Genomic DNA, 24,533 nt, shown 5'->3' with positions numbered 1-24,533 from the left:
ATGCTGTTAAAAATGTTAGCCTTTGAGCTGCGCTACTTCGTTCGCCAGCCCTCTTTCTACGTATGTAGTTTGCTGTTTTTCTTACTTTCATTCTTGGCGACTGTTTCTGACAATGTGCAAATAGGCGGTAGCAATGTTAATGCAAATAGCCCCTACACCATATTGATGGTTACTACGGTGATGTTGATTTTCGCCTTGTTCGCCGTGGTGAATTTTGTTGCCTCCTCCACCATACGAAATGACAGTGAGAGAATGGCCGAGCTTGTTTACTCTAAGCCAATCGCTCACAAAAGCTACCATGCGGGACGCTTTTTGGGCTCATTCTTGGTGACGTTAGTCGTGTTCGCTTTTGTGCCATTGGGCATATTCTTGGGCACATGGTTTGGTTCCATCATAGGTTGGTTAGACCCAGAACTGTTGGCACCTAATAAATTCTCATATTATTCACAGCCTTTCTTAATCTTAGCGGTGCCTACCTTGTTTGTGATGGCGGTAAGTTGTCATGTGGCCGCACTGCGTTTTCGTACCATGATGGCGGTGTACATTGCAGCGGTGATGCTTTTCATCGGCTACAACACCGTATCTGTGTATTTCGATCAGCCAGAGTTTCGTTTATGGGCGGCCTTGTTTGATCCTTTCGGTTATGGTGCATTTGCAGAAGCGACGCGCTATTGGACTGTGGCCGAAAAGGAAACGCAAACACTCGTTCTTGAGGGAAATGTGCTCTACAACCGTTTGATCTGGTTGGCAGTTGGCATGGTAATGTTTGCGTTATTTGGCCTCAGAGGTGGATTCAAAAACGGTGGTAAGGACAAAAAGCAACAGCAACCTTCAGCGTCAATGCTTAAACGTGCTCAGCAAGCTTTGGAAAATAAGATTGCTGTAAGACCTCAGAATATCAGTATTAAAAGCCAATTTTTATTGCGTACGCGCTTTGAAATTGTGCAAGTGGTGTTCAGTGCACCCTTTATGATTTTGGCAGCGCTCACCTTGTTCATGCTTATTTCGCCGCTGCTAGTACCTGGACAATGGTACGGCACCTCGAACTGGCCGCTAACCCAAGCCATGATCCCACTTATTAAAGGGGTGATGGGCATCTTCATGATTATCATTTTGGTGTACTACAGCGCTGAAGTGGTTTGGCGTGAACGCAATTCGAACTTTGGTGACATCATCGATTCATACCCAACACATAACTTGGTGTTTTGGGCATCAAAATTACTGGCAATCACCACGGTTCTTTTACTGCTTTATACAGCAGGCATGATGTTCACCATCACATATCAGCTGATTAAGGGGCAATTTAACATTGAGTTAGGGCAATACTTGTTCCGCTTAGGTTATATGACCATGGTTCCGCTCATCATGACCACGATTTTGGCATTCTTCTTCCAAGTGATCAGCCCGAATAAATACGTGGGTATGCTGCTGTTTATCGTTTACTACGCGGTAAATATGGTCCTGAGCAACTATGGTTTTAGCCACAATATGTATCGTTTTGCTCAATCACCGTCTGCACCCTATTCAGATTTAAACACTTATGGTCATTTTTTAACGGGTGTACATTGGTATAACTTGTATTGGTTAGGGTTAACCTTGGTGCTTGGCGCTTTAGGTTATGCACTATGGCATCGCGGCCCTGACCAGAGTTTAGCGTCACGCTTACGTTTATTGGGTTATCACTTAGGCAGCAAAGGAAAGAGTGTTGTTGCAGTGGGTTTGGTGATTTTTGTGGCCAGCGGTACGTGGATTTACCACAACACCCGAGTATTGAATGACTATCAAACAAATGACCAAAGCGAAGATCTGCGTACACAGTACGAGCAACAGTTGGTCCAGTATAAAGAGTCACCGATCCCTGTAGTGACTAAAGTAGATGTCACTGCGGATATTTATCCAAAGGAACGACGCTTAGTGGCTAAGGCTGAGATTGAATTTACTAACACCAGCGATGAGGCTATCTCTCGTTTCTTAGTGAGTAAACCGCGTTTTTCATCACAATGGCAGCTTAATCTTGAAGGTGGCCAGTTAGGTGAAGAGTTGCCTGACTTTAAATCATGGTGGTACGAGTTTGATACGCCATTGCAGCCTAATGAAGTCCGTAAAGGTGAAATGTCAGTCGTACGTGAACATCACGGCTTCAAGAACAATGGCTTTGATACGCAGTTGGTCGAAAATGGCACCTTTATCAATAACTACGAGTTGTTCCCTGTGTTCGGTTATCGTGAAGATTATCAACTGTTCGATCGAAACGAGCGTCGCAAGCGAGGCTTGCCTGAACTAGAGCGCGCGCACAAACTCGAAGACAGTCGCTACTATAACCAAAGCTTTTTCGGTCAAGGAGTGGGCTTCATCGACTTTAGCGCCACAATCACCACCGACATTGATCAGTTTGCAATTGCGCCTGGTTATCTGCAGCGTGAAGAAGTGGATAAAGACAAAGGTCGTCGCAGCTTCCAATATAAAATGGATGCGCCCATGGTGCACTTCTACAACATTATGTCTGCTCAGCTTGAAGTGAAAAAAGAGCGACATAAAGGCATTAATATCGAAGTGTATTATCACCGAGACCATGCGTGGAACGTGGATACCATGATTCAAGCAACGAAGGACTCGATTGACTATTTCACTGCGGTGTTTGGCCCTTATCAGCACAAACAATTGCGTATTTTGGAGTTCCCAGGTTACCGTTCTTTTGCACAAAGCTTTGCCAATACTGTACCGTACTCTGAAAATATCGGCTTCATTACCGATTTGCGTGACCCTGATGACATCAACGCACCATACTATGTAACAGCTCATGAAGTCGCTCACCAATGGTGGGGGCACCAGGTTGGTGCGGCAGATGTACAAGGTTCCGCTGTAATTTCAGAGACCCTATCGCAATACAGCGCGATTCAAGTGTTGCGTGAAAAGTACGGTGAGCAAAAGCTGCGTAAGTTCTTGAAGTACGAGCTGGATCGCTACTTGATGGGGCGTACTAATGAAAGCTATGAAGAAATGCCGCTTTATCGTTCTGAGAGCCAGCAGTATCTGCACTATCAGAAAGGCTCGATTGTGATGATGGCAATTGCCGACCGTATTGGTGTTGAACGCACTAACGCAGCGCTTAGAGCTTTCTTAAATAAATACCAATACAGCGATACGCCATATCCTACTACGCTGGATTTGTTGACGTTTTTAAAGGCTGATGCCGATGATATGGAACAAGCGTTTATTGACGACCAATTCAAACGTATCACCTTGTTTGAATTGGAAATGAAAGATGCGCAAGTTGCCCAAGAAGCAAACGAGCAGGGTAAATACAAGGTCACCTTAACCATTGCTGCGAGCAAGGCATTTGCAGATGGTGAGGGGAATGAAACGGAGCAACCGATGGAGCAACTCATCGATATCGGCTTGTTTAGTGAAGACCCTGAAAAACTCAGCGCAAATAACGCGGTGATTTATTTGCAAAAGCATTCGCTGAAGTCGGGCGAAAATGTGATTGAGTTGTTGGTGGATGAGAAGCCAAGTTATGCCGGTGTTGACCCTCTGGTGAAACTGGTCGATAGAGACAGTGCCAATAACATCAAGAAGTTCTAAGGCTAGTATCACCACCGAGCTAATCGGTGGTGATATACACCGATACCAATAATGGGTTGTGATCAGAGCTGGTGCGCTCGAGTGTTTGTGCATCTGTGACGATCACACCTCTTACCCATACATGATCTAACGCCAGCCCAAATGCGGTCGTGCGATGGTCCGGTGAAAAACTCACTCTTTGCATACCTAAACCAATCAGTGCATCGTGTACTAGCTGCCACCGTTGGTCACTCCAAGTATTAAAGTCTCCGGCAAAAATGATTGGGCCAGTGTGCAAGGTGGCCAAATCCGTTAGACGCGTAAGTTGCTCTTCATAATCTGACGTCCCAAGTGTGAAGTTAATGCCATGCATATTAATGACGAGTAGCGAATTGCCATTTGCGGTGGCGTAGCTACTTACACTGGATGCTTTTGGTGTGCGTAACCAGGGTTCACGTTGATAGAAGCGACAATTAAATTGCGTTGGCCAATCACTTAATACCGTTAGGCCCGTCTGTTGGCGATAACTGCGATAGCCAGGGGCGAATTGCGAATAGGGTTTGAGTACGGCAAATTGAGGGTCGTCATACGCCTCTTGTAACAATAAGAAGTTAGCTTGATGAGCAAAATTTTGTAAATCGGGGAGCAGCTGTGGGTGGCTGGCCTTGTAAATATTCCAGCTTAATACGCTAAAATGTTCGGGCACTGGAGCTGCGCTGATCTTGGTAGGTTGGGTGATAAGTTGTGCGCAATGTTCAGGTGTGTTCGCACTTACTTGGTTGTTTTCGAGCTGTTCTGGGAGAACCGACTGTTGCCAATGGGCGAAAATAAGTAATAAAAGCATGTAAAAGCTTGGCAATGTAGGTACGTCCTTGAAGTGCATTGGATGGGCCGTGTTATAGTGGCAAAAAATGTTTAGGATGCAAAGTATGACTACACGAATCATTTCTCCTTTGGTCATGGGTTTTTGGCGAATGCTGGATTGGCAACGTTCCGATCAAGAAAGCCTTTCTTTCTTACAACAATGCATCGAGCTTGGGATCACAGACACTGATCACGCGGATATCTATGGCCAATATCAGTGTGAAGAAGCTTTCGGCAAAGTGCTTAAGTTACAGCCTGAAATCCGTGAGAAAATTAAGATAATCACTAAGTGTGGTATTGTGTTACAGCAAGGTGAGAAGGCGGTTCCAGGCCATGTTAATCACTACAATTCAACGCACGAACACATTATAGCCAGTGCACAGCAATCGTTGCGAAATTTTGGCACTGATAGACTTGATTGTTTATTAATTCACCGCCCAGATTATTTGATGGACGCTGACGAAGTGGCACACGCTTTCACGAAACTGAAAGAGCAAGGAGATGTGTTGCACTTTGGCGTGTCTAATTTTACCACTAGTCAGCTAGCCTTATTGCAATCACGTCTTGATTTCCCTTTGGTGACCAATCAAATCGAATTTTCACCATACAACATGCAGGCGTTGGATGATGGCACCTTAGATCAGTGTCAGCAATTACGCCAAAACCCAATGTTGTGGTCGCCGCTTGCTGGTGGACGCTTATTCGCACAAGACGATGAAAAAGCACGTCGATTACAGCAATGTTTAACCACAATTGCTCAAGAGATTGGTGCTGCGAGCATGGACCAAGTGGTATACGCATGGTTGTTGAAACACCCGAGTAATCCAGCTGTGGTACTGGGAACAGGTAATATCGAACGCGTGCAAAGTGCTGTTGACGCGCAACAGTTGGCACTAACTCGTGAGCAATGGTATCGAATTTGGGAAGCCTCGAAAGGGCATTCAGTCCCTTAACAGCGGCAAAAAGATAAAGGGCCTTTCGGCCCTGGTTTTGCAGCAACAATAAGAAGGTTCAACGTCGAGCGAGAGGTTATAGCTCGAAGTCTAAGCTGTACGAAACATACGCTTTTAAATCGTCATCCGCGTCTAAGTCAGTTTGCAATAGACCGAATGTAAAGCCTGATTTGCTAATGCTGACGCCATAGTCCAAATAGCTGTCATCTTCACCGTACCATTCTTCAACGGTATCGCCACTAGAGTGGCCTAGGTGTAAGGCAAGCTCAGTGTCGTTTAAGATGGTGAAGCTGGCATTAAGCTCAAGATAAAGCATGTCTTCTTCACTGGTGGCATCATCTTCGGCGTTAAGCAGATAGCTTGCACCCGCACTTAGCCACTCCCAGCTGACTGAACCGTAGACTTCGCCAAAGCCGATGTCGCCAGCAGCGTCTGGGTACGCGTAATAGATGTAACCCACGTCATAGCCCATATCACCAGCAGAGCCAGCGAAACCACCGTATAGGTCAAGTTCATAGCTAGTACTTGCTTCATCCCCAAAATCGATATTTGATAACCAAGTCCCCGCATAGAAGCCGCTCTCAGAAGAAAAATCGATGCCACCTGATACTGCCGCTTTATCTGCTGACTGGGTGATACCACGCCAGTAATAATTTGAGCTGGCTGCAATGTTGGCCGTGACTTCTGCTTGGCTCGCTAAAGGAGTAAGCGTCAAAGCCGCCAAGGCAATGACTTTCGCTAAGTTATTTTTTTTCATCGTTTCATTCCTGTTAATTTTAGCGCTGTGTTACTCGCTCTCTTTCGCAAAGCATGTGCCAATGTCTGATTTTTGACCGAAAAAAATAAAAAACTTTTTATTTATCAGATTATTAATTGATGAAGTTAGGAATTTTATCTGATAGTGATAAACCCCTGCATGCACCTTGGTGGTGCATATTTTATGCTTGTGCACCGAGTTAAATCAGTCTAAATGCATAACTCTATCGGGCTGAACGATCGCGGAGTCATGATTGTTAGCTTTACGGCTCTATAAATAAAATTGGCCATGAACGTACGCGTTTTGAGTGCTTTGCGCTAAGATGGCACGCATGAATACCGAATTTGAAAACATCCATGTCTGGTGACCGCTTTATCCCTTTTCGTAAAAAAGACATCATTAGTATGTGTACCGAGGTGCTTCCTGTTCATGTTAATAAAGAAGAATTTGCCTCGTTTTGCTCACTGCTGGTTAATCGCATTCATTATGAGTACCACCAACAATTAGAAAGCCTAAAAGATAACTACGCCGCATTTGATCCTCAACGCGATACCCGCACGTTATTAACTGCGTCACAAGCGCAGCAGGCACAGAGTAAGAACCAGTTTGCCAAAGAGTTTGCTGCGTTACTGGATTCTGCCAATTTTGAAAAGGTGACAGACCAAGACTTACAACATGCGCTGAGTGAGGAATCCTTGTTTAAGGTTCGTCTTGAAGTCACCTTCGATGATTTCGAAGAGGTGGTGTTCTATCGTCGCGGGGAATCGCAAAAAACAGAAACGATACGCAGTTTTTGGGGTCTTCGTAAAAAGCAGGTGCAATTTACCAACTATGATCGCGTTGCTATCTACATCACTTTTAAAGATGAAACGCACTTTGCCAACAAACGAAAAACGCCTTTGGGGTTCACGCCCGGCTCGACCATCATCAAGTTATTTCAAAATGTGCCGAAAGCAGACTTAGAAATGTTATTTCCAAACAGCGAAGTACGTATGCGCCCCATCGACAAGGTGGTTATCGGTGGCTCTGCTGCGATCGGTGGCGCGGTGGTGCTGGTGACCAAGCTCGGCGCGTCTATCGTGTTGCTCGCCTCTTTTTTAGCTTTTTGGTTTGGTTGGCAAGATCAAGAAGTGGAAGTGACAAAAAAACATTTGATCACGTTTGGTATCGGCATGGGGGTATTTGGAAGTTTTGTATTCAAGGAGTGGACGAAATTCAAAAACCGCAAAATTCGTTTTATGAAGGCGCTATCCGATAACCTCTATTTTAAAAACCTCGATAATAACGCTGGGGTATTTCATACCCTTGTAGATGCAGCCGAAGAGGAAGATTGCAAAGAAGCCTTGTTGGCTTACTCGTTTCTGTTGATAAGAGGTGATCAGGGAGCAACAGAAGCGCAACTTGATCAGGATATCGAGCAGTGGTTTGCTCAGCAACATAGCTGCATTTTAGATTTTGACGTCACCGATGCACTGAGAAAACTGCTTAATATGGGTCTAGTTATTCACGATGAAGCGCGTTACCTTGCGAAGCCGTTGGCTGAAGGAATACGCATATTGGATGATTATTGGGATAACCTCTATCAATAGACTCAGACTTCAATGGTGCTGGTCGAGTAACGCCGTTGTTTTGCCAGCATCGCGGCGCGCCATGAGGTCGTTAACTTTATAGTGTTTCATTCGGTCCTTCCATAAACCCCGCCTTATCAAGAGTTTGTAATCTATAGTAAATAGATAGTTGAAGTTGTATGCACAACAATTTTAAACGGAGAGGCCGTTGAATCACTCTAACTCGAAAATGCATCGAACCAAGAGAGAATCATTCATTAAACGAAAAGTGTTGGTATTGGTATCGATACTGATAGTTGCGCTATTTGTTTTGTCATTGGCCTCCTACCTACAAACAAGTGTCCTGAATGCCGTGCGTGGTTATGTGCGCGGAGAAGGTCTGTATGCAAAAGCGCAAAAGGACGCGGTGGGACATTTGTTGGCTTACGCCCACAGTGAGGATGTGCGGCAGTACCAGTCATTCATAGCTGCATTAGAGGTTAACCTTGGGGATAGTCAGGCGCGTGTTGCGTTGCAAACAGACAAGCCTGACTATGACAGGGCGTTTCAAGGGTTTGTACAAGGCGGCAATGACCCTGAAGACATAAATGATTCTGATCACCTTCTTTATACACTTTCAAAGCTTTCCGTATATGAAAGACGCCATAGTCATATGGGAAGAAGCGGATGTACTCATCCAAGAGCTACTGACATTAGGCGTAAAGTTAAAAAACGCGATTGAAACAAATGATCAAAGTGCTATCGAAAATCATGTCGATGCGCTTCATAACTTGAACCACCAGTTGCACGATAAAGAGTATCAATTTTCGGCAGTCCTAAGTGAAGGTGCACGGTGGATTAAGAAAGTGACAGTGATTGCGGGTTCATGCATGCTGCTGTTGATTATTTTGCTGATCGTATGGATCACACGCCGCGCGTTGATGAGTATAGTTGAAGCTGAAGAGGAACTGATAGTCAGTGAAAATCGGTTTGAAAGCTTATATCGTACAGAGCTATTGGGAATCATCGATTGGGATAAAGATGGCGCCATCACAGATGCAAACAATGTCTTTTTAACAATGCTTGGATTTAGCGAAGAGGATGTTGCTAGGGGGCAAGTGAATTGGCGCAATATTACTCCCGAGCAGTATCATCAACAAGATGATGAAAAGCTACGTGAAGTGTTGGAGGTTGGACACTGTAAGCCATTCGAAAAAGTATTTGTCAGTGACACGGGGGAAGCAATTCCCGTATTGGTGGGCCCTGCGTTACTCGGTGGCGAAACAAACAAAGGGATTGCCTTTACCTTGGACCTGTCTGAATCAAAAAGAGCGCAGAATGAAATCCGCTTAGCAGCAACCGTATTTAACTCCGCGAACAACGGTATCCTCATCACTGACAGAAATCTTCACGTTGCATCTGTAAATCACACTTATATAGAGATGACGGCCTTTAGCGAAAACGAACTGCTTGGCGCAGTGCCATCATTTCTCGTCAACGCCCATGCAGAGGGATTAAATATCGAGGCGGAGTTGGCGCAGAAAAATACCTGGCAAGGAGAGCTGACGGCATACACCAAAAGCGGATTCGAAATTCCTGTTGTGATTACCATTAATGGTGTGCGTGATGAAGCCGGTTCAGTAAACAATTATGTGATTGTACTAACGGATATTTCTGAGCGCGTTGCTGCCGAAGAGCAATTGCGCATGTTGGCCCATTACGACTACCTAACAGGTTTGGCGAACCGTTCACTCTTTGTTGACCGTTTTAATCAAGCGCTATCGCGGGCCAAGCGCTACGACAGTTTGCTCGGTTTGTTGTTCATTGATTTAGACAAGTTCAAACCCGTGAACGATGAGCTAGGTCATAATGTTGGCGATCAACTACTAAAAACAATCGCTACACGAATTTGTCAGCAAATTCGTGAGTGTGACACCGTCGCAAGGTATGGCGGTGATGAATTTGTGGTGTTGCTTGAGGATATGGAGGAGGGTGATTCCGCTGAGGGTGTTGCTAGTAAAATAATGATGGCGATCAATGAGTCCGTGTTCATTAGCGACCATCAACTCAGTGTCGGTTGCAGTATCGGTGTGGCGATATATCCGCAAGATGCACAGCGCACGGGCGATCTGCTTAAATTGGCTGATGCCGCTATGTACGACGCTAAGCAAGCCGGTACGAATTTAATACGTAGGGTCATTAATGCGAACGGTTGAGTGTCTCTCGAGTGTGCTAACCCAATTCGCTTAATCCTACATTAACTTTATTAGGCTCACATTGTGAGTTGTTTCAGGCCTTTGAGGAAACAGTCATGGTGAAAAGGATTTTATGGTTAGCACTATTGAGCGCAAGTTCTGTGTGGGCGAATAATGACGTGATCATGGTTGATCGGGTCGTTGTCGACAGCGTGAAATTGGCCTTTCCCAATGATGAGAAAATTCAGCCGGATTTAAGTGAATTCGTGGTGGATAGCGTTGTATTAATGAGTAATGAAGAAGGTGAGCGATGGGCAGTCGTCACCGTATCTAATCAGGCCAATGGTCTACGTACTATGACTCAGAAGCACTTGAATGCTGTAGTTGCAAATGGTCAGCGCATCAGTCCTATTGAATTTTCTCAGGTATTTAAAGCCAATGAGACTTTATCGCTGACTGTATATTTCGGGCATAGCAAGTTCCCGCTACTGGACGTGCATACGCGGACAGAATGAATCGTTGAACTTTGGTACTAGGGTACAAAGCGCCTTACGGCGCTTTGAAATCGGGTGTTTATCCAAAAATCGCGCGCATCAAACTGATGGTGTCCGCGACGCTGCGCCCTTTTTCCACTTCTTGCACAATTGAATCGCGTTTGTCACGAATGTGCTGAGGAATATCGTCTTGCGCTAATGCTCGGTCAACGATTTGCTCTGCTGACTCTTTCGAGCGTTTACGGCCCGATGTATTTACATTGCTCGTGCTGCGCTTGGGTTTGTGTAACAGCTTGTAGTAGTTCGACTGCTCATTAGCATCTTCGTCAAAGTAGAAAAATAGGCATGGCAGTAAGGCTTTGATATCTGCTAGTTGTTGTTCTTGCTCGTCTTGCGCGTGCGCCATGGAAAACCAAGGCAATTTAGCGATCGTTAACACCATATCTTGCCAATAACGTTCGAAGTCGCGATTGTTCAACTTGGCAATATTGAGCGCAGAACACAATGCGTCCATTTTTGAACTAGTAAGTGGAGTGAAAACATCGGGGCGACGCATTGCCAGTAATCGTGTTGCCGGTGCGAGTGTTGGTTTGTCATCACTTCCAACAAACAATTGTAGGTAAGCCATTACAAAGGCTTGGTAGTGTTCAATCGTCACGTCACCCGTTAGGGGAATGAGAGCGAGCGCATCATTCACAGCATGAGGCTGTTCATCTACTTGTTGGTGAAACGCTTTTGCACTTTTTGTGCTGGCAAAGTGTTCAACATCAAAACGATATACCGCAGGGTCATGATTTGCTGTGTGTTTACCGGTGAGTGTCAGCCTATCCTCGGCGGTTAATTCTTGGAACGGTGTTGCTAGAATCTGTTTGATATGAGCACATAGTGCCAGATGTTCACCCAGTAACACGCGGTCGCTATTGTGCTTTAAGTATTCACATATTACAGGCCATGGAGCTACACGCAGGGTCTTTAATTGTAAAAAGCTAATCGCGTCTTTTAGTAAAGTCTGTAACTTTTTAACCGTTGGTAGTTGCGATGGCTCCAGCAAATCGAAATTAAGACGAGTTGTTACAATATCAAGAAGTTCATAGCACCAACCAAGAAAGTCCTCGGGATGATTGTCGACTTTTACAGCCATTAAATTAAGACTGATGTCTGTCGCTTGTTTTAGGATATTTTGATAAATCAGGCTTTCTTGTTCGGCCAACGCCATTTTTGATGGGGAAATCAGCAACTTCTTCATGCTCGGTACTTCTCGCTTCACTAGATACAACACAGCCCCGACATTAGCGGGGCTGTGCATCATACTGAGATTGAGTTTTGTTGCAATATTGACTTTTCAATTTACTCCGCTGGTTCACGAGGTAACTGTGTATTCATAGCGAAGCAGAGGGTGCCCCCATTTTTCGTATTTATCGCACAGAGTGAAGCCTAAATTTTCAATAATCTTAATGGACCCTAGATTAGCGGTGTCAGCTTCAGCAATGATGTGCGTTAGTTTTAAAGTTTCAAGGCCATAATCGAACGCCGCTTTTGCCGCTTCATAGCCTAGTCCTTGCCCCCAATATTCCGGCAGCATGCGATAACCCAAGTCGGTGCCTGGTAGTTCAGGGTCATATTTTAATCCACAGAAGCCAATTATCTTGTTATCCGCTTTGTGTATCAGGGCATAGCGCCCATAGCCGTATTTACTGTAGTCACTTAGCCAAATTTCAGAGATGACCTTTTTAGCATCTTCAAGTGTTTTAACGAGTCCTGCATCACCTGTGTAGCGTGTGACTTCTTCATTTGCATTAAACGCTAATACCGCTTCGGCGTCTTCCATGCAAAACTCTCGCATTTGTAGCCGCGGAGTATCTATTAAGATATTCATCTATTCCCCTTTTTGTATCTTGTAACTAGCAACTAAGCTATGCTTGTTCACAGAATAACTACTTCAATACAGGATGTTAAGAAGCCTTATGCCTACCGCTGTAATGAAACCTGCGTCGATGAAAACACTCATAACAACTTTTTTATTCCTGTTTGTCTTACTTGGCTCAATAATAAGTTCACGAGCAATTGCAGATGAAATTGCGCTTTATGCAGGGTACACATTAGGCGCCAATGACGATGATCGTATCACGGCTCTTTCATACAGCATCGATACGTCGTCTTCTTTTGATTGGGCAGACGGCTTTGTCTTTACGTTCGGTGAATTCAATGGACTAGACAAAAAATACAGTTGGAATGACTTTGAAGATGTCTTCTATTTCTCAGCTGGGGCTTACTGGCAGTTGTTTGCAGGTGACGACACTCGCTTTACCTTTGAATTTTCCCCAACTTACATTGATGGTAACTATTATTATGCTCACTATGTAGGCAGCCGCTGGCATTTTATGTCGAGCTTGAATTATACCTACTTTATTGTCGGCAGTGATGTTTTCACAAGCCTACGTTATCAACACACTTCCAATGGTGGCCTAGCACCACCCAATCCCGGAGTAGATGGTCTTGGATTACAAATTGGCTATCGTTGGTAACGGAGATACATACGACTATCATCATATATTCATTAAGATTTACTACAATGACAGGACACTAACCGATCGGTTAAGCTACTCGCTATGTTGTCTTAAAAGGAACGAGGTTAAACATGAAAACCCTTGCTAAGGTATTTGGTGTTATTCTAATTGTGATTATCGGTTTGTTGATTGCAATTCCATTTTTCATCCCTGTGGATGCGATATTCTCTAAGGTTTCAGAGCAAGTCGAAAAAACGACTGGGCGTACCCTCACTATCGCCGGTGATAAAGACTTGGCCATATTTCCATCCCTACGACTAGAGCTTAACGATGTTAGCTTCTCTAACATGGACAGTGGCTCCCGTGACAATATGGCAACGATGAAGCAGCTCGATATTCATATTCCATGGAGCACCGTATTTTCTGGAGAAATCAAACTGAATAAGTTTGTGATCCGTGAGCCAAACATTTTGTTGGAAACAGACAAGCAAGGTAAAGGTAACTGGCAATTATTTGACAACGTAGCTGAACAGCCAACAGAGCAACAAAAAAGCGCAGGGCAAATCACCTTACCTGAAAACTTTGACATCGAGCTGGGTGAAGTGGCTATCTATGGTGGTCAGTTCACATATCTGGACGGTCAAACGGGTGCTCAACAACAAATCACCGATTCTTGATTTAGCTGTCTTACTTAAATCGTTACGTAAACCGTTAGAGCTTAAAGGTGGCATTACTTACATGGATCAACGTTTTGATTTGGACGTGATAGTTGATAACCCGGTCAAAGCAATTGAAGGTCGTACTTTCTCAGTTGAAAATCGTGTTGAGTCAAAGCTGCTTAATCTCGATTTTAAGGGGCAAATTGCTGAGCAAGGCGGGAATATTACCGGTGAACTTCATGTAGATGGCGACTCGGTTAAAGACATTGCTAAATGGCAGGGCGTCACTCTTGAAGCAAAAGATGAAGCATTCAATGCATTTAGCCTTGATGGCTCTATGCAGTTTAAAGGACAAACGTTCACTGTATCTAAGCTCACTGCCAAGCTTGATGCGTTAGCGATCGAAGGTTCAAGTACGCTGAATTTAGGTGAGCGTCTATCGGTCTCGGCGAATGTTGACTTGGGTATGTTAGATTTAAATCCATATTTACCAGAGCCTGTCGAGGCGCCAACTCAAGCACCTGAGGCTGAGCAAGGCGAAGCGCAGCCTATTGTGTGGGATGACACGAAGCTTGATTTAGCTGCACTTAATAGCCTTGATGCGAATGTTGTCGTGCGCTCAAGTGGCTTGAAAGCGCGAGACATCCAATTAGGAGAAAACCAATTCACGGTTAAACTGCAAAATGCGTTGTTGAACTTGAGCATGGACAAATTTGTCGCGTATGAAGGTCAAGGCCTAGGCAAAGTCACGCTTAATGCTAAGCAAACTCCCTACAAAATTACCACTGGCTTCGAGCTTAAAGGCATTGATGCGGAACCACTGCTAACGGATGCGGTTAAATTCGACAAGCTAATGGGTAAAGGGTCTATGCAATGGCAGCTCAGTACTCAAGGTCAAAGTCAAAAAGACTTTGTGAATGCGTTGGCGGGGACATTGGGCTTCAACTTTGCGGATGGTGCAATTAAAGGTGCCAATGTCGCCGAATTGGTCCGCAAAGCAAAAGAACTGCTTTCAGGCAATACTGGTGCGTTAACTGAAGGTCTAAACACAGGCTACGACGAGTCGCAAAAAACGGACTTCACCGAGTTAACGGGAACCATGACGTTCGACAAAGGCGTAGGCACTAACTCTGACTTATCTCTTAAGAGCCCACTTATTCGCGTATCTGGCGGCGGCACAGTAGACCTACCAGCGACTAATGTGAATTACCGCTTGGTCACGGGCATTGTGAGCTCAATTGAAGGTCAGGGCACGGCAGATGAAAGTACTGGGTTCAAGATTCCTATGCGTATAAAAGGGCCATTCCACGATGTGGGTATCAGTCTGGATGTCAGCGAAGCAGCGAAAGAAGAAGCTAAAGAAAAAGTAAAAGATAAGGTAAAAGATAAATTGAAAGGCTTGTTTGGTGGTTAATTGACCCCATATAAACGGTTAAGAGCAGGGCGCATTGAGCGCCCTGTTTGTTTTATAACCAATTGAGCAGTAGTAACTTTCAGCACATTGGCTGCAAACACAGATTAAGACTAGGTCGGTTCACTAGGTAAATATGTAAGTACATACAGCCTGTTGGCTCTCAAATTAATTAAAAATTAGCCTACCTTTTGCTCGTCATTACTGATACAATTGCCCGCCCTCAGACGTCATGTGACATAAAAATTGCCTGATAATTGAGCGGAAAAGATATTTAATGCCTTAATTTTTATACAAATTATGGCGAGTTGAAACTACACCGGAGCATCTAAAATGATCCAAATGCAAACTCAGCTGGACGTTGCTGATAACAGCGGCGCTCGCAAAGTGCAGTGTATTAAAGTCCTTGGCGGCTCACACCGTCGTTACGCATCGGTTGGTGACATCATTAAGGTTTCTGTTAAAGAAGCTATTCCTCGCGGTAAAGTGAAGAAAGGTGATGTTAAAAACGCAGTAGTTGTGCGTACCAAAAAAGGCGTTCGTCGTCCAGACGGTTCTTTGATCCGTTTCGATAGCAATGCTGCAGTTATCCTTAACGATAACCTACAGCCAATCGGAACTCGTATCTTCGGCCCTGTGACTCGTGAACTTCGTACTGAAAAGTTCATGAAGATCGTTTCACTAGCACCAGAAGTACTATAAGGAGTCGATCATGGCAGCAAAAATCCGTCGTGATGACGAAGTAATCGTACTAGCCGGTAAAGACAAAGGTAAGCGCGGTAAAGTGCTTTCAGTTGTAACTGAAACTGGTCGAGTATTTGTTGAAGGCGTAAACCTTATCAAGAAGCACCAAAAGCCTGTTCCTCAGTTGAACCAGCCTGGCGGTATTGTTGAGAAAGAAGCGTCTATCGACGTATCAAACGTTGCGATCTACAACTCGGAAACGGGTAAAGCAGATCGTGTGGGTTTCAAGTTTGAAGATGGCAAGAAAGTGCGTATCTTCAAATCTACTGGTAAAACTATCTAATAGTTGGAGTAGAAGATGGCGAAACTGCATGAAGTATACAAAGACAAAGTAGTAGCAGAACTTCAAGAGAAGTTTGGTTATAGCTCTGTCATGCAAGTCCCTCAGATCGAAAAGATCACATTAAACATGGGTGTGGGCGAAGCCCTAGCTGACAAGAAAATTCTAGAAAACGCTGTTGCGGACCTAGAAGCAATCTCTGGTCAGAAGCCTCTAATCACTAAAGCTCGCAAGTCAGTTGCAGGCTTTAAGATTCGTGAAGGTTACCCAATTGGTTGTAAAGTAACCCTACGTGGCGAGCGTATGTGGGACTTTTTTGAGCGTTTGGTTTCAATCGCTATCCCGCGTATTCGCGATTTCCGTGGTGTAAGCGCTAAGTCTTTTGACGGTCGCGGTAACTACAGCATGGGCGTACGTGAGCAAATCATCTTCCCAGAAATTGATTATGATAAAGTAGACCGCGTTCGCGGTATGGATATCACAATCACTACTTCTGCGAAAACGAATGATGAAGGCCGTGCGTTGTTAGAAGCGTTTAACTTCCCATTCAAGAAATAAGGGTAGGGTTATGGCAAAGAATTCAATGAAAGCGCGCGAAGCAAAGCGCACTAAATTAGTAGCACAGTACGCTGAAAAGCGTGCGGCACTTAAAGCTATCATCAGCGATGTTAATACATCAGATGAAGAGCGTTGGGACGCGGTTCTGAAGCTTCAGAGTCTTCCGCGTGATTCAAGCCCTGCACGTCAACGTAATCGTTGTAACATCACGGGCCGCCCACATGGTTTCCTTCGTAAGTTCGGCCTTAGCCGTATCAAACTACGCGAAGCAGCTATGCGCGGTGAAGTTCCTGGCCTTAAAAAGGCTTCTTGGTAATAGAATCACGGGAGTAAGACAATGAGCTTGCAAGATCCTATTGCGGATTTGTTCACACGTATCCGTAACGGCCAGACTGCGAAGAAGGTTTCTGTTTCAATGCCATCTTCAAAGCTGAAAATAGCAGTTGCTAAAGTGCTAACTGACGAAGGTTATGTATCTGGTTACTCTGTAACTGAAGGTGCTAAGCCTGAGCTTGCTATCGAACTTAAGTACTTCGAAGGCAAAGCTGTAATCGAAAACATCCAGCGTGTTAGCCGCCCAGGTCTACGTATCTATAAGAAACGTGACGAATTACCAAAGGTAATGGGTGGTCTAGGTATCGCTATCGTATCAACTTCTAAAGGCCTAATGACTGACCGTGCTGCACGTAGTGCTGGCGTTGGCGGTGAAATCATTGGCTTTGTAGCGTAATCGGAGGGGACTATGTCGCGTATAGCAAAGGCACCTATTAATGTTCCTGCCGGTGTAGAAGTTACGCTAAAAGGCCAGGAGATCTCAGTTAAGGGTAAGAACGGCGAACTAAGCCGTACTATCCACGAGGCTGTTGAAGTTTCAATCGAAGAGAACGTAATCAAAACGAACCCAGTTGAAGGCGTTGCTAACGCTTGGGCTCAAGCTGGTACTGCTCGTGCACTTATCAACAACATGATTGTTGGTGTAAACGACGGTTACGAGAAGAAGCTACAACTTGTTGGTGTTGGTTACCGTGCTGCGGTAAAAGGTAATGTTCTAGATTTAACTCTAGGCTTCTCACACCCAGTAAACTTCGAGATCCCAGCGGGCGTCACTATTGAAGCTCCTAGTCAGACTGAGATCGTTGTTAAGGGCGCAGATAAGCAGCTAGTTGGTCAAACTGCTGCGAACATTCGTTCATACCGTGAGCCAGAGCCTTATAAAGGTAAAGGTGTACGTTATGCTGACGAACACGTGCGTCGTAAAGAGGCTAAGAAGAAGTAAGGTAAGACGATGGATAAGAAAACAGCTCGTCTACGTCGTGCTAAACGCACTCGTAGAAATTTTATTGAACAAGGCAAAATCCGCCTTGTTATCCACCGCACGCCACGTCACATCTACGCTCAAGTTATTAGCGCAGAAGGTAGTGTACTGGCTGCTGCTTCTACTGTTGAAAAAGCAATTGCTGAAACAGTTAAAGGCACAGGCAACATCGAAGCTGCACAAGCAGTGGGTAAAGCAGTTGCTGAACGTGCGGCTGAAAAAGGCGTTAACGAAAGTATCGCTTTTGACCGCAGTGGCTTTAAATATCACGGCCGTGTGAAGGCGCTTGCTGATGCAGCGCGTGAAGCCGGTTTGCAATTCTAGGAGTAGACAATGGCTAACGTAGAAGCAAAGCAACAACAGCCTGATTTGGCTGAAAAGCTAATCGCGGTAAACCGTGTGTCTAAAGTGGTTAAAGGTGGTCGTATCTTTAGCTTCACTGCACTAACAGTAGTTGGTGACGGCGCAGGTAAAGTAGGTTTTGGTTATGGTAAAGCACGTGAAGTTCCTGCTGCTATTCAAAAAGCAATGGAAAAAGCACGTCGTAACATGATCAACGTAGACCTTAAAGGTAATACACTTCAGCACCCTATCAAGGGTCGTCACGCTGGTTCTAAAGTGTACATGCAGCCTGCATCTGAAGGTACAGGTATCATCGCCGGTGGTGCGATGCGTGCAGTACTAGAAGTAGCTGGTGTACAGAACGTATTATCAAAGGCTTACGGTTCGACTAACCCGATCAACGTTGTTCGCGCAACAATCGCTGCTCTTGAGAACATGAAATCTCCAGAAGCAGTGGCTGCGAAACGTGGTCTTAGCGTTGATGAGATTTTGGGGTAAGACACCATGGCAAACACAGTAAAAGTAACTCAAGTACGTAGCTCTATCGGTCGTTTACCGAAGCATAAAGCTACATTACGTGGCCTTGGTTTACGTCGCATCAACCACACTGTAGAGCTAGAAGATACGCCTTCAGTACGTGGTATGATCAACCAAGTTTCTTACATGGTTAAGGTTGAGGGGTAATTCGATGAACTTGAATACACTTTCTCCTGCTGCGGGTTCTAAAACACCTAAGAAACGTCTTGGTCGTGGTATTGGTTCTGGTCTAGGTAAAACTGGTGGCCGTGGTCACAAAGGTCAGAAATCACGTTCAGGCGGTAAAGTACGCGTTGGTTTTGAAGGCGGTCAAATGCCTATGCAACGTCGTCTACCTAAGTTTGGTTTTACTTCACGTAAGTCGCTTGCGTCTGCTGAAGTAAATCTATTCGAAATCGCTAAAGTTGAAGGCGATGTGGTAGATTTGAACGCGTTACAAGCAGCTGGTCTGATTAAAAAGAACGTCCAGTTCGTAAAAGTAGTAAAATCTGGTGAAGTTTCTCGCGCAGTTACCGTTAAAGGTCTTAAAGTGACTAAAGGTGCTCTTGAAGCGATTGAAGCTGCCGGAGGCAAGGTAGAAGAGTAAGGAAGTACTTTATGGCTAAACCAGGTCACGATATGCAAAGTGCACAAAGCGGGCTTGCGGAATTGAAGCGTCGTTTACTATTTGTTCTCGGTGCTATCATCATTTACCGTCTAGGTTCATTCGTGCCGATCCCTGGGATTGACGCCGCTGTACTTGCCGAATTCTTCGAGCAACAAAAGGGCACCATTGTTGAAATGTTCAACATGTTCAGCGGTGGTGCGCTTGAGCGTGCTTCAGTGCTAGCACTGGGTATTATGCCTTACATCTCGGCCTCGATTATTATGCAACTATTAACGCACATACATCCTGCGATGATAGAGCTTAAGAAAGAGGGTGAGCAAGGGCGTAAGAAAATTAGCCAGTACACGCGCTACGGTACGCTCGTGCTTGCTACATTCCAATCAATCGGTATTGCCACTGGCTTACCGAACATGATGGAAGGGTTAGTTGTTAACCCTGGCTTTGGTTTCTATTTCACTGCTGTAGTGAGCTTAGTAACCGGCTGTATGTTCCTCATGTGGTTGGGCGAACAAATTACAGAACGTGGTATCGGTAACGGTATCTCAGTGCTGATTTTTGTTGGTATCGTAGCTAACCTGCCGTCTGCTATTGGTTCGACAGCCGAAATGGCGCGCCAAGGTGAATTGAACATTTTGGTACTGGTATTGATTGCGGTAATCGTATTTGCCGTAACTTACTTGGTGGTATTCTTTGAACGTGGTCAACGTCGTATCGTTGTTAACTACGCGAAGCGCCAGCAAGGTCGTCAAGTATATGCTGCTCAAAGCACACACTTGCCGTTAAAAGTTAATATGGCTGGGGTTATTCCACCAATCTTTGCTAGTAGTATCATTCTGTTCCCTGGTACAATTGCAAGCTGGTTCGGCCAGGGTGAAGGTCCGTTAGCTGATGTGTTACAAGCTATTTCGACAGCGTTGACTCCAGGTCAGCCGCTGTATGCGATGGTCTTGGCTGCAGCTATTATCTTTTTCTGCTTTTTCTACACAGCGTTGGTGTTTAACCCACGTGAAACAGCAGATAACCTGAAAAAATCTGGTGCATTTATCCCAGGTATTCGTCCAGGTGAGCAGACATCGAAATACATTGATAAAGTGATGACACGCCTGACATTGGCAGGTGCATTGTATATTACCTTTATCTGTCTGGTGCCCGAGTTTATGACCATGGCATGGCAAACGCCATTCTACTTCGGCGGTACATCAATTTTGATTATCGTTGTTGTGATCATGGACTTTATGGCACAAGTACAGACCCATCTGATGTCTCATCAGTATGATTCTGTGCTGAAAAAAGCAAACCTTAAAGGCTATGGCCGATAAGGTCGGTTTACGGAGTTGAGTAATGAAAGTACGTGCTTCCGTTAAGAAAATCTGCCGTAACTGCAAAGTAATCAAACGTGCTGGTGTAGTACGTGTGATCTGCAGTGAGCCTAAGCACAAGCAAAGGCAAGGCTAATTAAACAGTCATGCAGGCTGAGTATCCTACTCGGCCTGTGTTTTTCATTATAGTTTGGTTATCGCTTGAGTATCCTTACGGGCTTTTCAAGAAGATGATTACCAAACTTAAAATAGGAGATGTGTTAGTGGCCCGTATAGCTGGCATTAACGTTCCTGACCATAAGCATGCAGTTATTGGTTTAACAAGCATCTATGGTGTAGGTAAAACTCGCGCTAAGGCGATCTTAGCTGCGACTGGTATCGCCGAAACCACAAAAATCGGTGAACTTTCAGACGAAACACTTGACGTACTTCGTGAAGAAGTTGGCAAGTACACTGTAGAAGGTGATCTTCGTCGTGAAGTTACTTTGAACATCAAGCGTCTTATGGACCTTGGTTGCTTCCGTGGCTTACGTCACCGTCGTTCGCTTCCACTACGTGGTCAGCGTACTAAGACTAACGCGCGTACTCGTAAGGGTCCTCGCAAGCCTATCAAGAAATAAGGTGGGGTAAGTTATGGCTAAAGCACCAATTCGTCGTAAGAAGGTAAAAAAGCAAGTTGCTGATGGTATGGCTCACGTCCATGCTTCTTTCAACAACACTATTGTTACTATTACAGACCGTCAAGGTAATGCACTTTCATGGGCAACAGCAGGTGGTTCAGGTTTCCGTGGTTCACGTAAATCTACTCCGTTCGCTGCTCAGGTAGCTGCAGAGCGTGCAGGTACTGCTGCTCAAGAATACGGTTTAAAGAACCTAGAAGTTTTCATTAAAGGTCCAGGTCCAGGCCGTGAGTCTGCTGTACGTGCATTGAACGCTGCTGGTTTCCGTATTACCAACATCACTGACGTGACGCCAATTCCACACAATGGTTGTCGTCCACCGAAGAAACGTCGCGTATAACAATAGGTTAGGAGAAAGAACATGGCAAGATATTTGGGCCCTAAGCTCAAGCTAAGTCGTCGTGAAGGTACTGACCTGTTCCTTAAGAGCGGCGTACGAGCTATCGACTCTAAGTGTAAACTTGAGACTGCACCAGGTCAGCACGGCGCTCGTAAGGGTCGTCTATCTGACTACGGTCTACAGCTACGTGAAAAGCAAAAGGTTCGTCGTATGTACGGCATCCTTGAGAAGCAATTCCGTAACTACTACAAAGAAGCTGCTCGCCTTAAAGGCAATACAGGTGAAAACCTACTTCAGCTTCTAGAGCAACGTCTAGACAATGTTGTATATCGCATGGGTTTTGCAAGCACACGTGCTGAAGCACGTCAGCTAGTAAGCCACAAAGCGATTATGGTTAATGGTCGTGTTGTTAACATTCCTTCTTTCAACGTTTCTCCTGAAAGATCAGGTAGAAATCCGTGAGAAGTCTAAGAAACAAGCGCGTATCGTAGCAGCTCTAGAATTGGCTGAGCAACGTGAAAAGCCAACTTGGGTTGAAGTTGACGGTAAGAAAATGGAAGGTACTTTCAAGCGCCTACCTGAGCGTTCTGATTCTGTCTGCGGACATTAACGAACAACTAATCGTCGAACTTTACTCGAAGTAAAGTTAAGAGTTAAGAGAGGATAAAATGCAGGGTTCTGTAACCGAATTCCTAAAACCAAGGTTAGTCGATATCGACGCTATCAACCCGACTCGTTCAAAAGTGGTTCTTGAGCCGCTCGAGCGTGGTTTTGGTCACACTCTAGGAAACGCACTACGTCGTATTCTGTTGTCATCTATGCCTGGATGTGCAGTTACTGAGGTAGAAATTGATGGCGTTTTACATGAGTACAGCGCGAAAGAAGGCGTACAAGAAGACATCATTGAAATCTTGCTTAATCTGAAAGGATTGGCAGTAAACATTGAAGGCAAAGATGAAGTTTTTCTGACCCTGACTAAATCTGGTGTAGGCCCTGTGACTGCGGCAGATATTCAGCACGATGGCGACGTAACAATCGCTAACCCTGATCACGTAATTTGTCACTTAACGACAAATAACAGCGAGATCAGCATGCGTATTCGTGTTGAGCGTGGTCGTGGTTATGTACCAGCGTCTAGCCGCGTATCCTCTGAAGACGATGAGCGTCCAATCGGCCGTCTGTTGCTTGATGCATCATTCAGTCCGGTTGAGCGTATTGCGTACTCGGTTGAATCAGCACGTGTTGAACAACGTACTGACTTAGACAAGTTAATCATTGATATGGAAACGAACGGCACTTTAGATCCTGAAGAAGCGATCCGCCGTGCGTCGACTATTCTTGCTGAGCAATTAGAAGCATTCGTAGATTTACGTGATGTTTCTGAGCCAGAAGAGAAAGAAGAGAAGCCAGAATTCGATCCTATTCTGCTTCGTCCAGTTGATGATTCTGAGCTAACAGTTCGTTCAGCAAACTGCTTGAAAGCCGAGCAAATTCAATATATCGGTGATTTAGTACAGCGTACCGAAGTTGAGCTTCTTAAAACACCTAACTTAGGTAAGAAGTCTCTAACTGAGATCAAAGACGTGCTTGCATCACGTGGTCTTTCTCTAGGCATGCGCCTAGAAAACTGGCCGCCAGCAAGCTTAGCTGAGTAATCTAAATCACTATATTTAGTTTAGTTAGAAGGATAGGGTCATGCGCCATCGTAAGAGTGGTCGTCAATTAAACCGTAACAGCAGCCATCGCAAAGCGATGTTCAGCAATATGGCTGGTTCTTTGGTGAAGCACGAAATCATCAAAACAACATTGCCTAAAGCGAAAGAGTTGCGCCGTGTAATTGAACCTTTAATCACACTGGCTAAGACTGATAGCGTTGCAAACCGCCGTTTAGCGTTTGCTCGCACGCGTGATAAAGAAGTTGTTGGTAAGTTGTTCAGCGAGATTGGTCCTCGCTACGAAAGCCGTCCTGGTGGCTACACTCGTATTTTGAAGTGTGGTTTCCGTGCTGGCGACAACGCACCAATGGCTTACATTGAACTAGTAGATCGCCCAGTTGCGACTGAAGAAGTTCAAGAAGACGCGCAGTCTGCAGAGTAAGTCTTAAAAAGACACAAAAAGCCGAGCTTATGCTCGGCTTTTTCTTTATATGGCCAAAATAAAACATCTCACATCTATATATACATCTATATAAGTATTCCTTTCCTACTAGTTTCACAGTTTAAATGTAACAATTTAGATCTAAATTAGATCGTTAACTGTTAATTAGAGCGGTTTTCGTTTTATTTTTGTGCAAACGATCCATTTTTAGCAATTTTCTTTAAAAAAGGGGTTGCGTCAAAATCGAATCTCCCTATAATGCGCATCCACCGACACGGCGGACTGCTTACAAACAAGCGATACGACGAGTTGGTTGAGTCAAGTAAAACTGGGTTTTGAAAAACTTTAAAGATTCTCAAAATTAAGTGTTGACAACAAATCAGGGTTGAGTAGAATGCACAGCCCTCGAGACGCGAAAGAGTCTCGAAACGTTCTTTAAAAATATGAAGCAATCATCTGTGTGGGCACTCGTACAGGTTGAGTTCTAACAGCAGATTCTAGTTCGCTAGATGACGCAAACAAATTTAGAGTCTCAATTGAACTGAGTGACCAACGGAAACAAGTTTACTTGTTTCAGCACAGTCAATTCGATTCGAAAGAATCAAAATCAGAATTCAATGAGCGCCGAATCTTCGGATTCAAAAAACTTTTAATTGAAGAGTTTGATCATGGCTCAGATTGAACGCTGGCGGCAGGCCTAACACATGCAAGTCGAGCGGTAACATTTCTAGCTTGCTAGAAGATGACGAGCGGCGGACGGGTG

Annotated in this window: 27 protein-coding genes, 1 rRNA gene and 2 pseudogenes (1 of these 30 only partly in view); 26 read left to right on the top strand and 4 right to left on the bottom strand. The window is 44.8% G+C overall.

The window, feature by feature from the left end; all coding sequences use genetic code 11:
* Entirely contained in the window at positions 1-3,585 is a 3,585-nt protein-coding gene (locus ACH19P_RS01125; RefSeq protein ID WP_462156701.1) for an ABC transporter permease/M1 family aminopeptidase, read from the top strand.
* A gap of 19 nt (positions 3,586-3,604) precedes the next feature.
* Here ACH19P_RS01125 and ACH19P_RS01120 read toward each other — a convergent pair whose 3' ends face one another.
* The gene (locus ACH19P_RS01120; protein ID WP_462156700.1) at positions 3,605-4,408 is read right to left on the bottom strand and encodes an endonuclease/exonuclease/phosphatase family protein; all 804 of its coding nucleotides are present in this window, start codon (positions 4,406-4,408) and stop codon (positions 3,605-3,607) included.
* A gap of 85 nt (positions 4,409-4,493) precedes the next feature.
* Between ACH19P_RS01120 and ACH19P_RS01115 the strand changes: the two genes are divergently transcribed.
* Entirely contained in the window at positions 4,494-5,381 is an 888-nt protein-coding gene (locus ACH19P_RS01115) for an aldo/keto reductase (RefSeq protein ID WP_462156699.1), read from the top strand.
* Positions 5,382-5,457: 76 nt separating this feature from the next.
* Here ACH19P_RS01115 and ACH19P_RS01110 read toward each other — a convergent pair whose 3' ends face one another.
* Complete coding sequence (locus tag ACH19P_RS01110) at positions 5,458-6,138, bottom strand: TorF family putative porin (RefSeq protein WP_462156698.1); 681 nt, start codon at positions 6,136-6,138, stop codon at positions 5,458-5,460.
* Between the two features lie 356 nt (positions 6,139-6,494).
* Between ACH19P_RS01110 and ACH19P_RS01105 the strand changes: the two genes are divergently transcribed.
* From ACH19P_RS01105 to ACH19P_RS01090, 4 genes are all read left to right on the top strand, one after another.
* Entirely contained in the window at positions 6,495-7,727 is a 1,233-nt protein-coding gene (locus tag ACH19P_RS01105) for a TMEM143 family protein (RefSeq protein ID WP_462159292.1), read from the top strand.
* A 187-nt stretch (positions 7,728-7,914) separates the two neighbouring features.
* Complete coding sequence (locus ACH19P_RS01100; protein ID WP_462156697.1) at positions 7,915-8,427, top strand: hypothetical protein; 513 nt, start codon at positions 7,915-7,917, stop codon at positions 8,425-8,427.
* Entirely contained in the window at positions 8,339-9,901 is a 1,563-nt protein-coding gene (locus tag ACH19P_RS01095; protein WP_462156696.1) for a diguanylate cyclase domain-containing protein, read from the top strand. Before ACH19P_RS01100 ends, ACH19P_RS01095 begins: the two co-directional genes overlap by 89 nt.
* Before the next feature lie 95 nt (positions 9,902-9,996).
* Entirely contained in the window at positions 9,997-10,395 is a 399-nt protein-coding gene (locus ACH19P_RS01090) for a hypothetical protein (RefSeq protein ID WP_462156695.1), read from the top strand.
* 58 nt (positions 10,396-10,453) lie between these two features.
* Here ACH19P_RS01090 and ACH19P_RS01085 read toward each other — a convergent pair whose 3' ends face one another.
* Entirely contained in the window at positions 10,454-11,620 is a 1,167-nt protein-coding gene (locus ACH19P_RS01085; protein ID WP_462156694.1) for a hypothetical protein, read from the bottom strand.
* Positions 11,621-11,734: 114 nt separating this feature from the next.
* Complete coding sequence (locus ACH19P_RS01080; RefSeq protein ID WP_462156693.1) at positions 11,735-12,250, bottom strand: GNAT family N-acetyltransferase; 516 nt, start codon at positions 12,248-12,250, stop codon at positions 11,735-11,737.
* Between the two features lie 88 nt (positions 12,251-12,338).
* Here ACH19P_RS01080 and ACH19P_RS01075 point away from each other — a divergent pair, with 88 nt between their 5' ends.
* From ACH19P_RS01075 to ACH19P_RS00980, 20 genes and pseudogenes are all read left to right on the top strand, one after another.
* The gene (locus tag ACH19P_RS01075; RefSeq protein ID WP_462156692.1) at positions 12,339-12,899 is read left to right on the top strand and encodes an acyloxyacyl hydrolase; all 561 of its coding nucleotides are present in this window, start codon (positions 12,339-12,341) and stop codon (positions 12,897-12,899) included.
* A 113-nt stretch (positions 12,900-13,012) separates the two neighbouring features.
* Positions 13,013-14,954: pseudogene (locus ACH19P_RS01070) on the top strand (AsmA family protein).
* A gap of 330 nt (positions 14,955-15,284) precedes the next feature.
* Positions 15,285-15,653, top strand: a complete 369-nt coding sequence (gene rplN, locus ACH19P_RS01065; RefSeq protein ID WP_105189441.1) for a 50S ribosomal protein L14 — start codon at positions 15,285-15,287, stop codon at positions 15,651-15,653.
* 10 nt (positions 15,654-15,663) lie between these two features.
* A complete protein-coding gene (gene rplX / locus ACH19P_RS01060) occupies positions 15,664-15,978 on the top strand; it encodes a 50S ribosomal protein L24 (protein ID WP_347391977.1) in 315 nt (104 codons plus the stop codon).
* 15 nt (positions 15,979-15,993) lie between these two features.
* Entirely contained in the window at positions 15,994-16,533 is a 540-nt protein-coding gene (gene rplE / locus ACH19P_RS01055) for a 50S ribosomal protein L5 (RefSeq protein WP_462156691.1), read from the top strand.
* Positions 16,534-16,543: 10 nt separating this feature from the next.
* Positions 16,544-16,849 carry a 30S ribosomal protein S14 gene (gene rpsN, locus ACH19P_RS01050; protein ID WP_347391978.1) on the top strand — a complete coding sequence of 102 codons (306 nt, stop codon included), beginning with the start codon at positions 16,544-16,546 and terminating at the stop codon, positions 16,847-16,849.
* A gap of 21 nt (positions 16,850-16,870) precedes the next feature.
* A complete protein-coding gene (rpsH, locus tag ACH19P_RS01045; protein WP_462156690.1) occupies positions 16,871-17,263 on the top strand; it encodes a 30S ribosomal protein S8 in 393 nt (130 codons plus the stop codon).
* Positions 17,264-17,275: 12 nt separating this feature from the next.
* A complete protein-coding gene (gene rplF, locus ACH19P_RS01040) occupies positions 17,276-17,809 on the top strand; it encodes a 50S ribosomal protein L6 (protein ID WP_462156689.1) in 534 nt (177 codons plus the stop codon).
* Between the two features lie 9 nt (positions 17,810-17,818).
* The gene (gene rplR / locus ACH19P_RS01035) at positions 17,819-18,172 is read left to right on the top strand and encodes a 50S ribosomal protein L18 (protein ID WP_347391979.1); all 354 of its coding nucleotides are present in this window, start codon (positions 17,819-17,821) and stop codon (positions 18,170-18,172) included.
* Between the two features lie 9 nt (positions 18,173-18,181).
* A complete protein-coding gene (gene rpsE, locus ACH19P_RS01030; RefSeq protein WP_105189434.1) occupies positions 18,182-18,688 on the top strand; it encodes a 30S ribosomal protein S5 in 507 nt (168 codons plus the stop codon).
* A gap of 6 nt (positions 18,689-18,694) precedes the next feature.
* The gene (gene rpmD, locus ACH19P_RS01025; protein WP_105189433.1) at positions 18,695-18,874 is read left to right on the top strand and encodes a 50S ribosomal protein L30; all 180 of its coding nucleotides are present in this window, start codon (positions 18,695-18,697) and stop codon (positions 18,872-18,874) included.
* A 4-nt stretch (positions 18,875-18,878) separates the two neighbouring features.
* Entirely contained in the window at positions 18,879-19,313 is a 435-nt protein-coding gene (gene rplO, locus ACH19P_RS01020; RefSeq protein WP_347391980.1) for a 50S ribosomal protein L15, read from the top strand.
* 11 nt (positions 19,314-19,324) lie between these two features.
* Positions 19,325-20,653, top strand: a complete 1,329-nt coding sequence (secY, locus tag ACH19P_RS01015) for a preprotein translocase subunit SecY (RefSeq protein ID WP_462156688.1) — start codon at positions 19,325-19,327, stop codon at positions 20,651-20,653.
* A gap of 22 nt (positions 20,654-20,675) precedes the next feature.
* Complete coding sequence (gene rpmJ / locus ACH19P_RS01010) at positions 20,676-20,789, top strand: 50S ribosomal protein L36 (protein ID WP_002959476.1); 114 nt, start codon at positions 20,676-20,678, stop codon at positions 20,787-20,789.
* 127 nt (positions 20,790-20,916) lie between these two features.
* Positions 20,917-21,273 (top strand): 30S ribosomal protein S13, encoded by a 357-nt coding sequence (gene rpsM, locus ACH19P_RS01005; RefSeq protein ID WP_105189430.1) that lies wholly within the window; start codon positions 20,917-20,919, stop codon positions 21,271-21,273.
* Positions 21,274-21,286: 13 nt separating this feature from the next.
* The gene (rpsK, locus tag ACH19P_RS01000; RefSeq protein WP_022943956.1) at positions 21,287-21,673 is read left to right on the top strand and encodes a 30S ribosomal protein S11; all 387 of its coding nucleotides are present in this window, start codon (positions 21,287-21,289) and stop codon (positions 21,671-21,673) included.
* Between the two features lie 21 nt (positions 21,674-21,694).
* Positions 21,695-22,317 (top strand): annotated as a pseudogene (rpsD, locus tag ACH19P_RS00995) (30S ribosomal protein S4).
* Between the two features lie 24 nt (positions 22,318-22,341).
* Positions 22,342-23,328: a DNA-directed RNA polymerase subunit alpha gene (locus ACH19P_RS00990; protein ID WP_462156687.1), complete on the top strand. Its 987-nt coding sequence runs from the start codon at positions 22,342-22,344 to the stop codon at positions 23,326-23,328.
* A gap of 40 nt (positions 23,329-23,368) precedes the next feature.
* Positions 23,369-23,770, top strand: coding sequence for a 50S ribosomal protein L17 (gene rplQ / locus ACH19P_RS00985; RefSeq protein WP_105200316.1), 402 nt, complete (start codon positions 23,369-23,371; stop codon positions 23,768-23,770).
* 650 nt (positions 23,771-24,420) lie between these two features.
* Positions 24,421-24,533: ribosomal RNA gene (locus ACH19P_RS00980) — 16S ribosomal RNA — on the top strand (it continues 1,420 nt past the right edge of the window).

Source organism: Pseudoalteromonas sp. GB56 (assembly GCF_054923835.1).
The sequence above is the reverse complement of the archived record's forward strand: the minus strand, read 5'-3'. Positions and strand labels throughout refer to the sequence as shown.

Bases quoted from the DNA above. Each gene is read 5' to 3' on its own strand.
- ACH19P_RS01080 (WP_462156693.1), bottom strand. From the start codon at position 12,250: ATGAATATCTTAATAGATACTCCGCGGCTACAAATGCGAGAGTTTTGC.
- rpsK (WP_022943956.1), top strand. From the start codon at position 21,287: ATGGCTAAAGCACCAATTCGTCGTAAGAAGGTAAAAAAGCAAGTTGCT.
- rplO (WP_347391980.1), top strand. From the start codon at position 18,879: ATGAACTTGAATACACTTTCTCCTGCTGCGGGTTCTAAAACACCTAAG.
- ACH19P_RS01090 (WP_462156695.1), top strand. From the start codon at position 9,997: ATGGTGAAAAGGATTTTATGGTTAGCACTATTGAGCGCAAGTTCTGTG.
- rplE (WP_462156691.1), top strand. From the start codon at position 15,994: ATGGCGAAACTGCATGAAGTATACAAAGACAAAGTAGTAGCAGAACTT.
- ACH19P_RS00990 (WP_462156687.1), top strand. From the start codon at position 22,342: ATGCAGGGTTCTGTAACCGAATTCCTAAAACCAAGGTTAGTCGATATC.
- rpmJ (WP_002959476.1), top strand. From the start codon at position 20,676: ATGAAAGTACGTGCTTCCGTTAAGAAAATCTGCCGTAACTGCAAAGTA.
- ACH19P_RS01095 (WP_462156696.1), top strand. From the start codon at position 8,339: ATGAAAGACGCCATAGTCATATGGGAAGAAGCGGATGTACTCATCCAA.
- ACH19P_RS01075 (WP_462156692.1), top strand. From the start codon at position 12,339: ATGCCTACCGCTGTAATGAAACCTGCGTCGATGAAAACACTCATAACA.
- rpsN (WP_347391978.1), top strand. From the start codon at position 16,544: ATGGCAAAGAATTCAATGAAAGCGCGCGAAGCAAAGCGCACTAAATTA.
- rplR (WP_347391979.1), top strand. From the start codon at position 17,819: ATGGATAAGAAAACAGCTCGTCTACGTCGTGCTAAACGCACTCGTAGA.
- ACH19P_RS01105 (WP_462159292.1), top strand. From the start codon at position 6,495: ATGTCTGGTGACCGCTTTATCCCTTTTCGTAAAAAAGACATCATTAGT.
- ACH19P_RS01085 (WP_462156694.1), bottom strand. From the start codon at position 11,620: ATGAAGAAGTTGCTGATTTCCCCATCAAAAATGGCGTTGGCCGAACAA.
- rpmD (WP_105189433.1), top strand. From the start codon at position 18,695: ATGGCAAACACAGTAAAAGTAACTCAAGTACGTAGCTCTATCGGTCGT.
- secY (WP_462156688.1), top strand. From the start codon at position 19,325: ATGGCTAAACCAGGTCACGATATGCAAAGTGCACAAAGCGGGCTTGCG.
- rplF (WP_462156689.1), top strand. From the start codon at position 17,276: ATGTCGCGTATAGCAAAGGCACCTATTAATGTTCCTGCCGGTGTAGAA.
- ACH19P_RS01110 (WP_462156698.1), bottom strand. From the start codon at position 6,138: ATGAAAAAAAATAACTTAGCGAAAGTCATTGCCTTGGCGGCTTTGACG.
- ACH19P_RS01115 (WP_462156699.1), top strand. From the start codon at position 4,494: ATGACTACACGAATCATTTCTCCTTTGGTCATGGGTTTTTGGCGAATG.
- rplX (WP_347391977.1), top strand. From the start codon at position 15,664: ATGGCAGCAAAAATCCGTCGTGATGACGAAGTAATCGTACTAGCCGGT.
- rplN (WP_105189441.1), top strand. From the start codon at position 15,285: ATGATCCAAATGCAAACTCAGCTGGACGTTGCTGATAACAGCGGCGCT.
- ACH19P_RS01120 (WP_462156700.1), bottom strand. From the start codon at position 4,408: ATGCTTTTATTACTTATTTTCGCCCATTGGCAACAGTCGGTTCTCCCA.
- rplQ (WP_105200316.1), top strand. From the start codon at position 23,369: ATGCGCCATCGTAAGAGTGGTCGTCAATTAAACCGTAACAGCAGCCAT.
- ACH19P_RS01125 (WP_462156701.1), top strand. From the start codon at position 1: ATGCTGTTAAAAATGTTAGCCTTTGAGCTGCGCTACTTCGTTCGCCAG.
- rpsH (WP_462156690.1), top strand. From the start codon at position 16,871: ATGAGCTTGCAAGATCCTATTGCGGATTTGTTCACACGTATCCGTAAC.
- rpsE (WP_105189434.1), top strand. From the start codon at position 18,182: ATGGCTAACGTAGAAGCAAAGCAACAACAGCCTGATTTGGCTGAAAAG.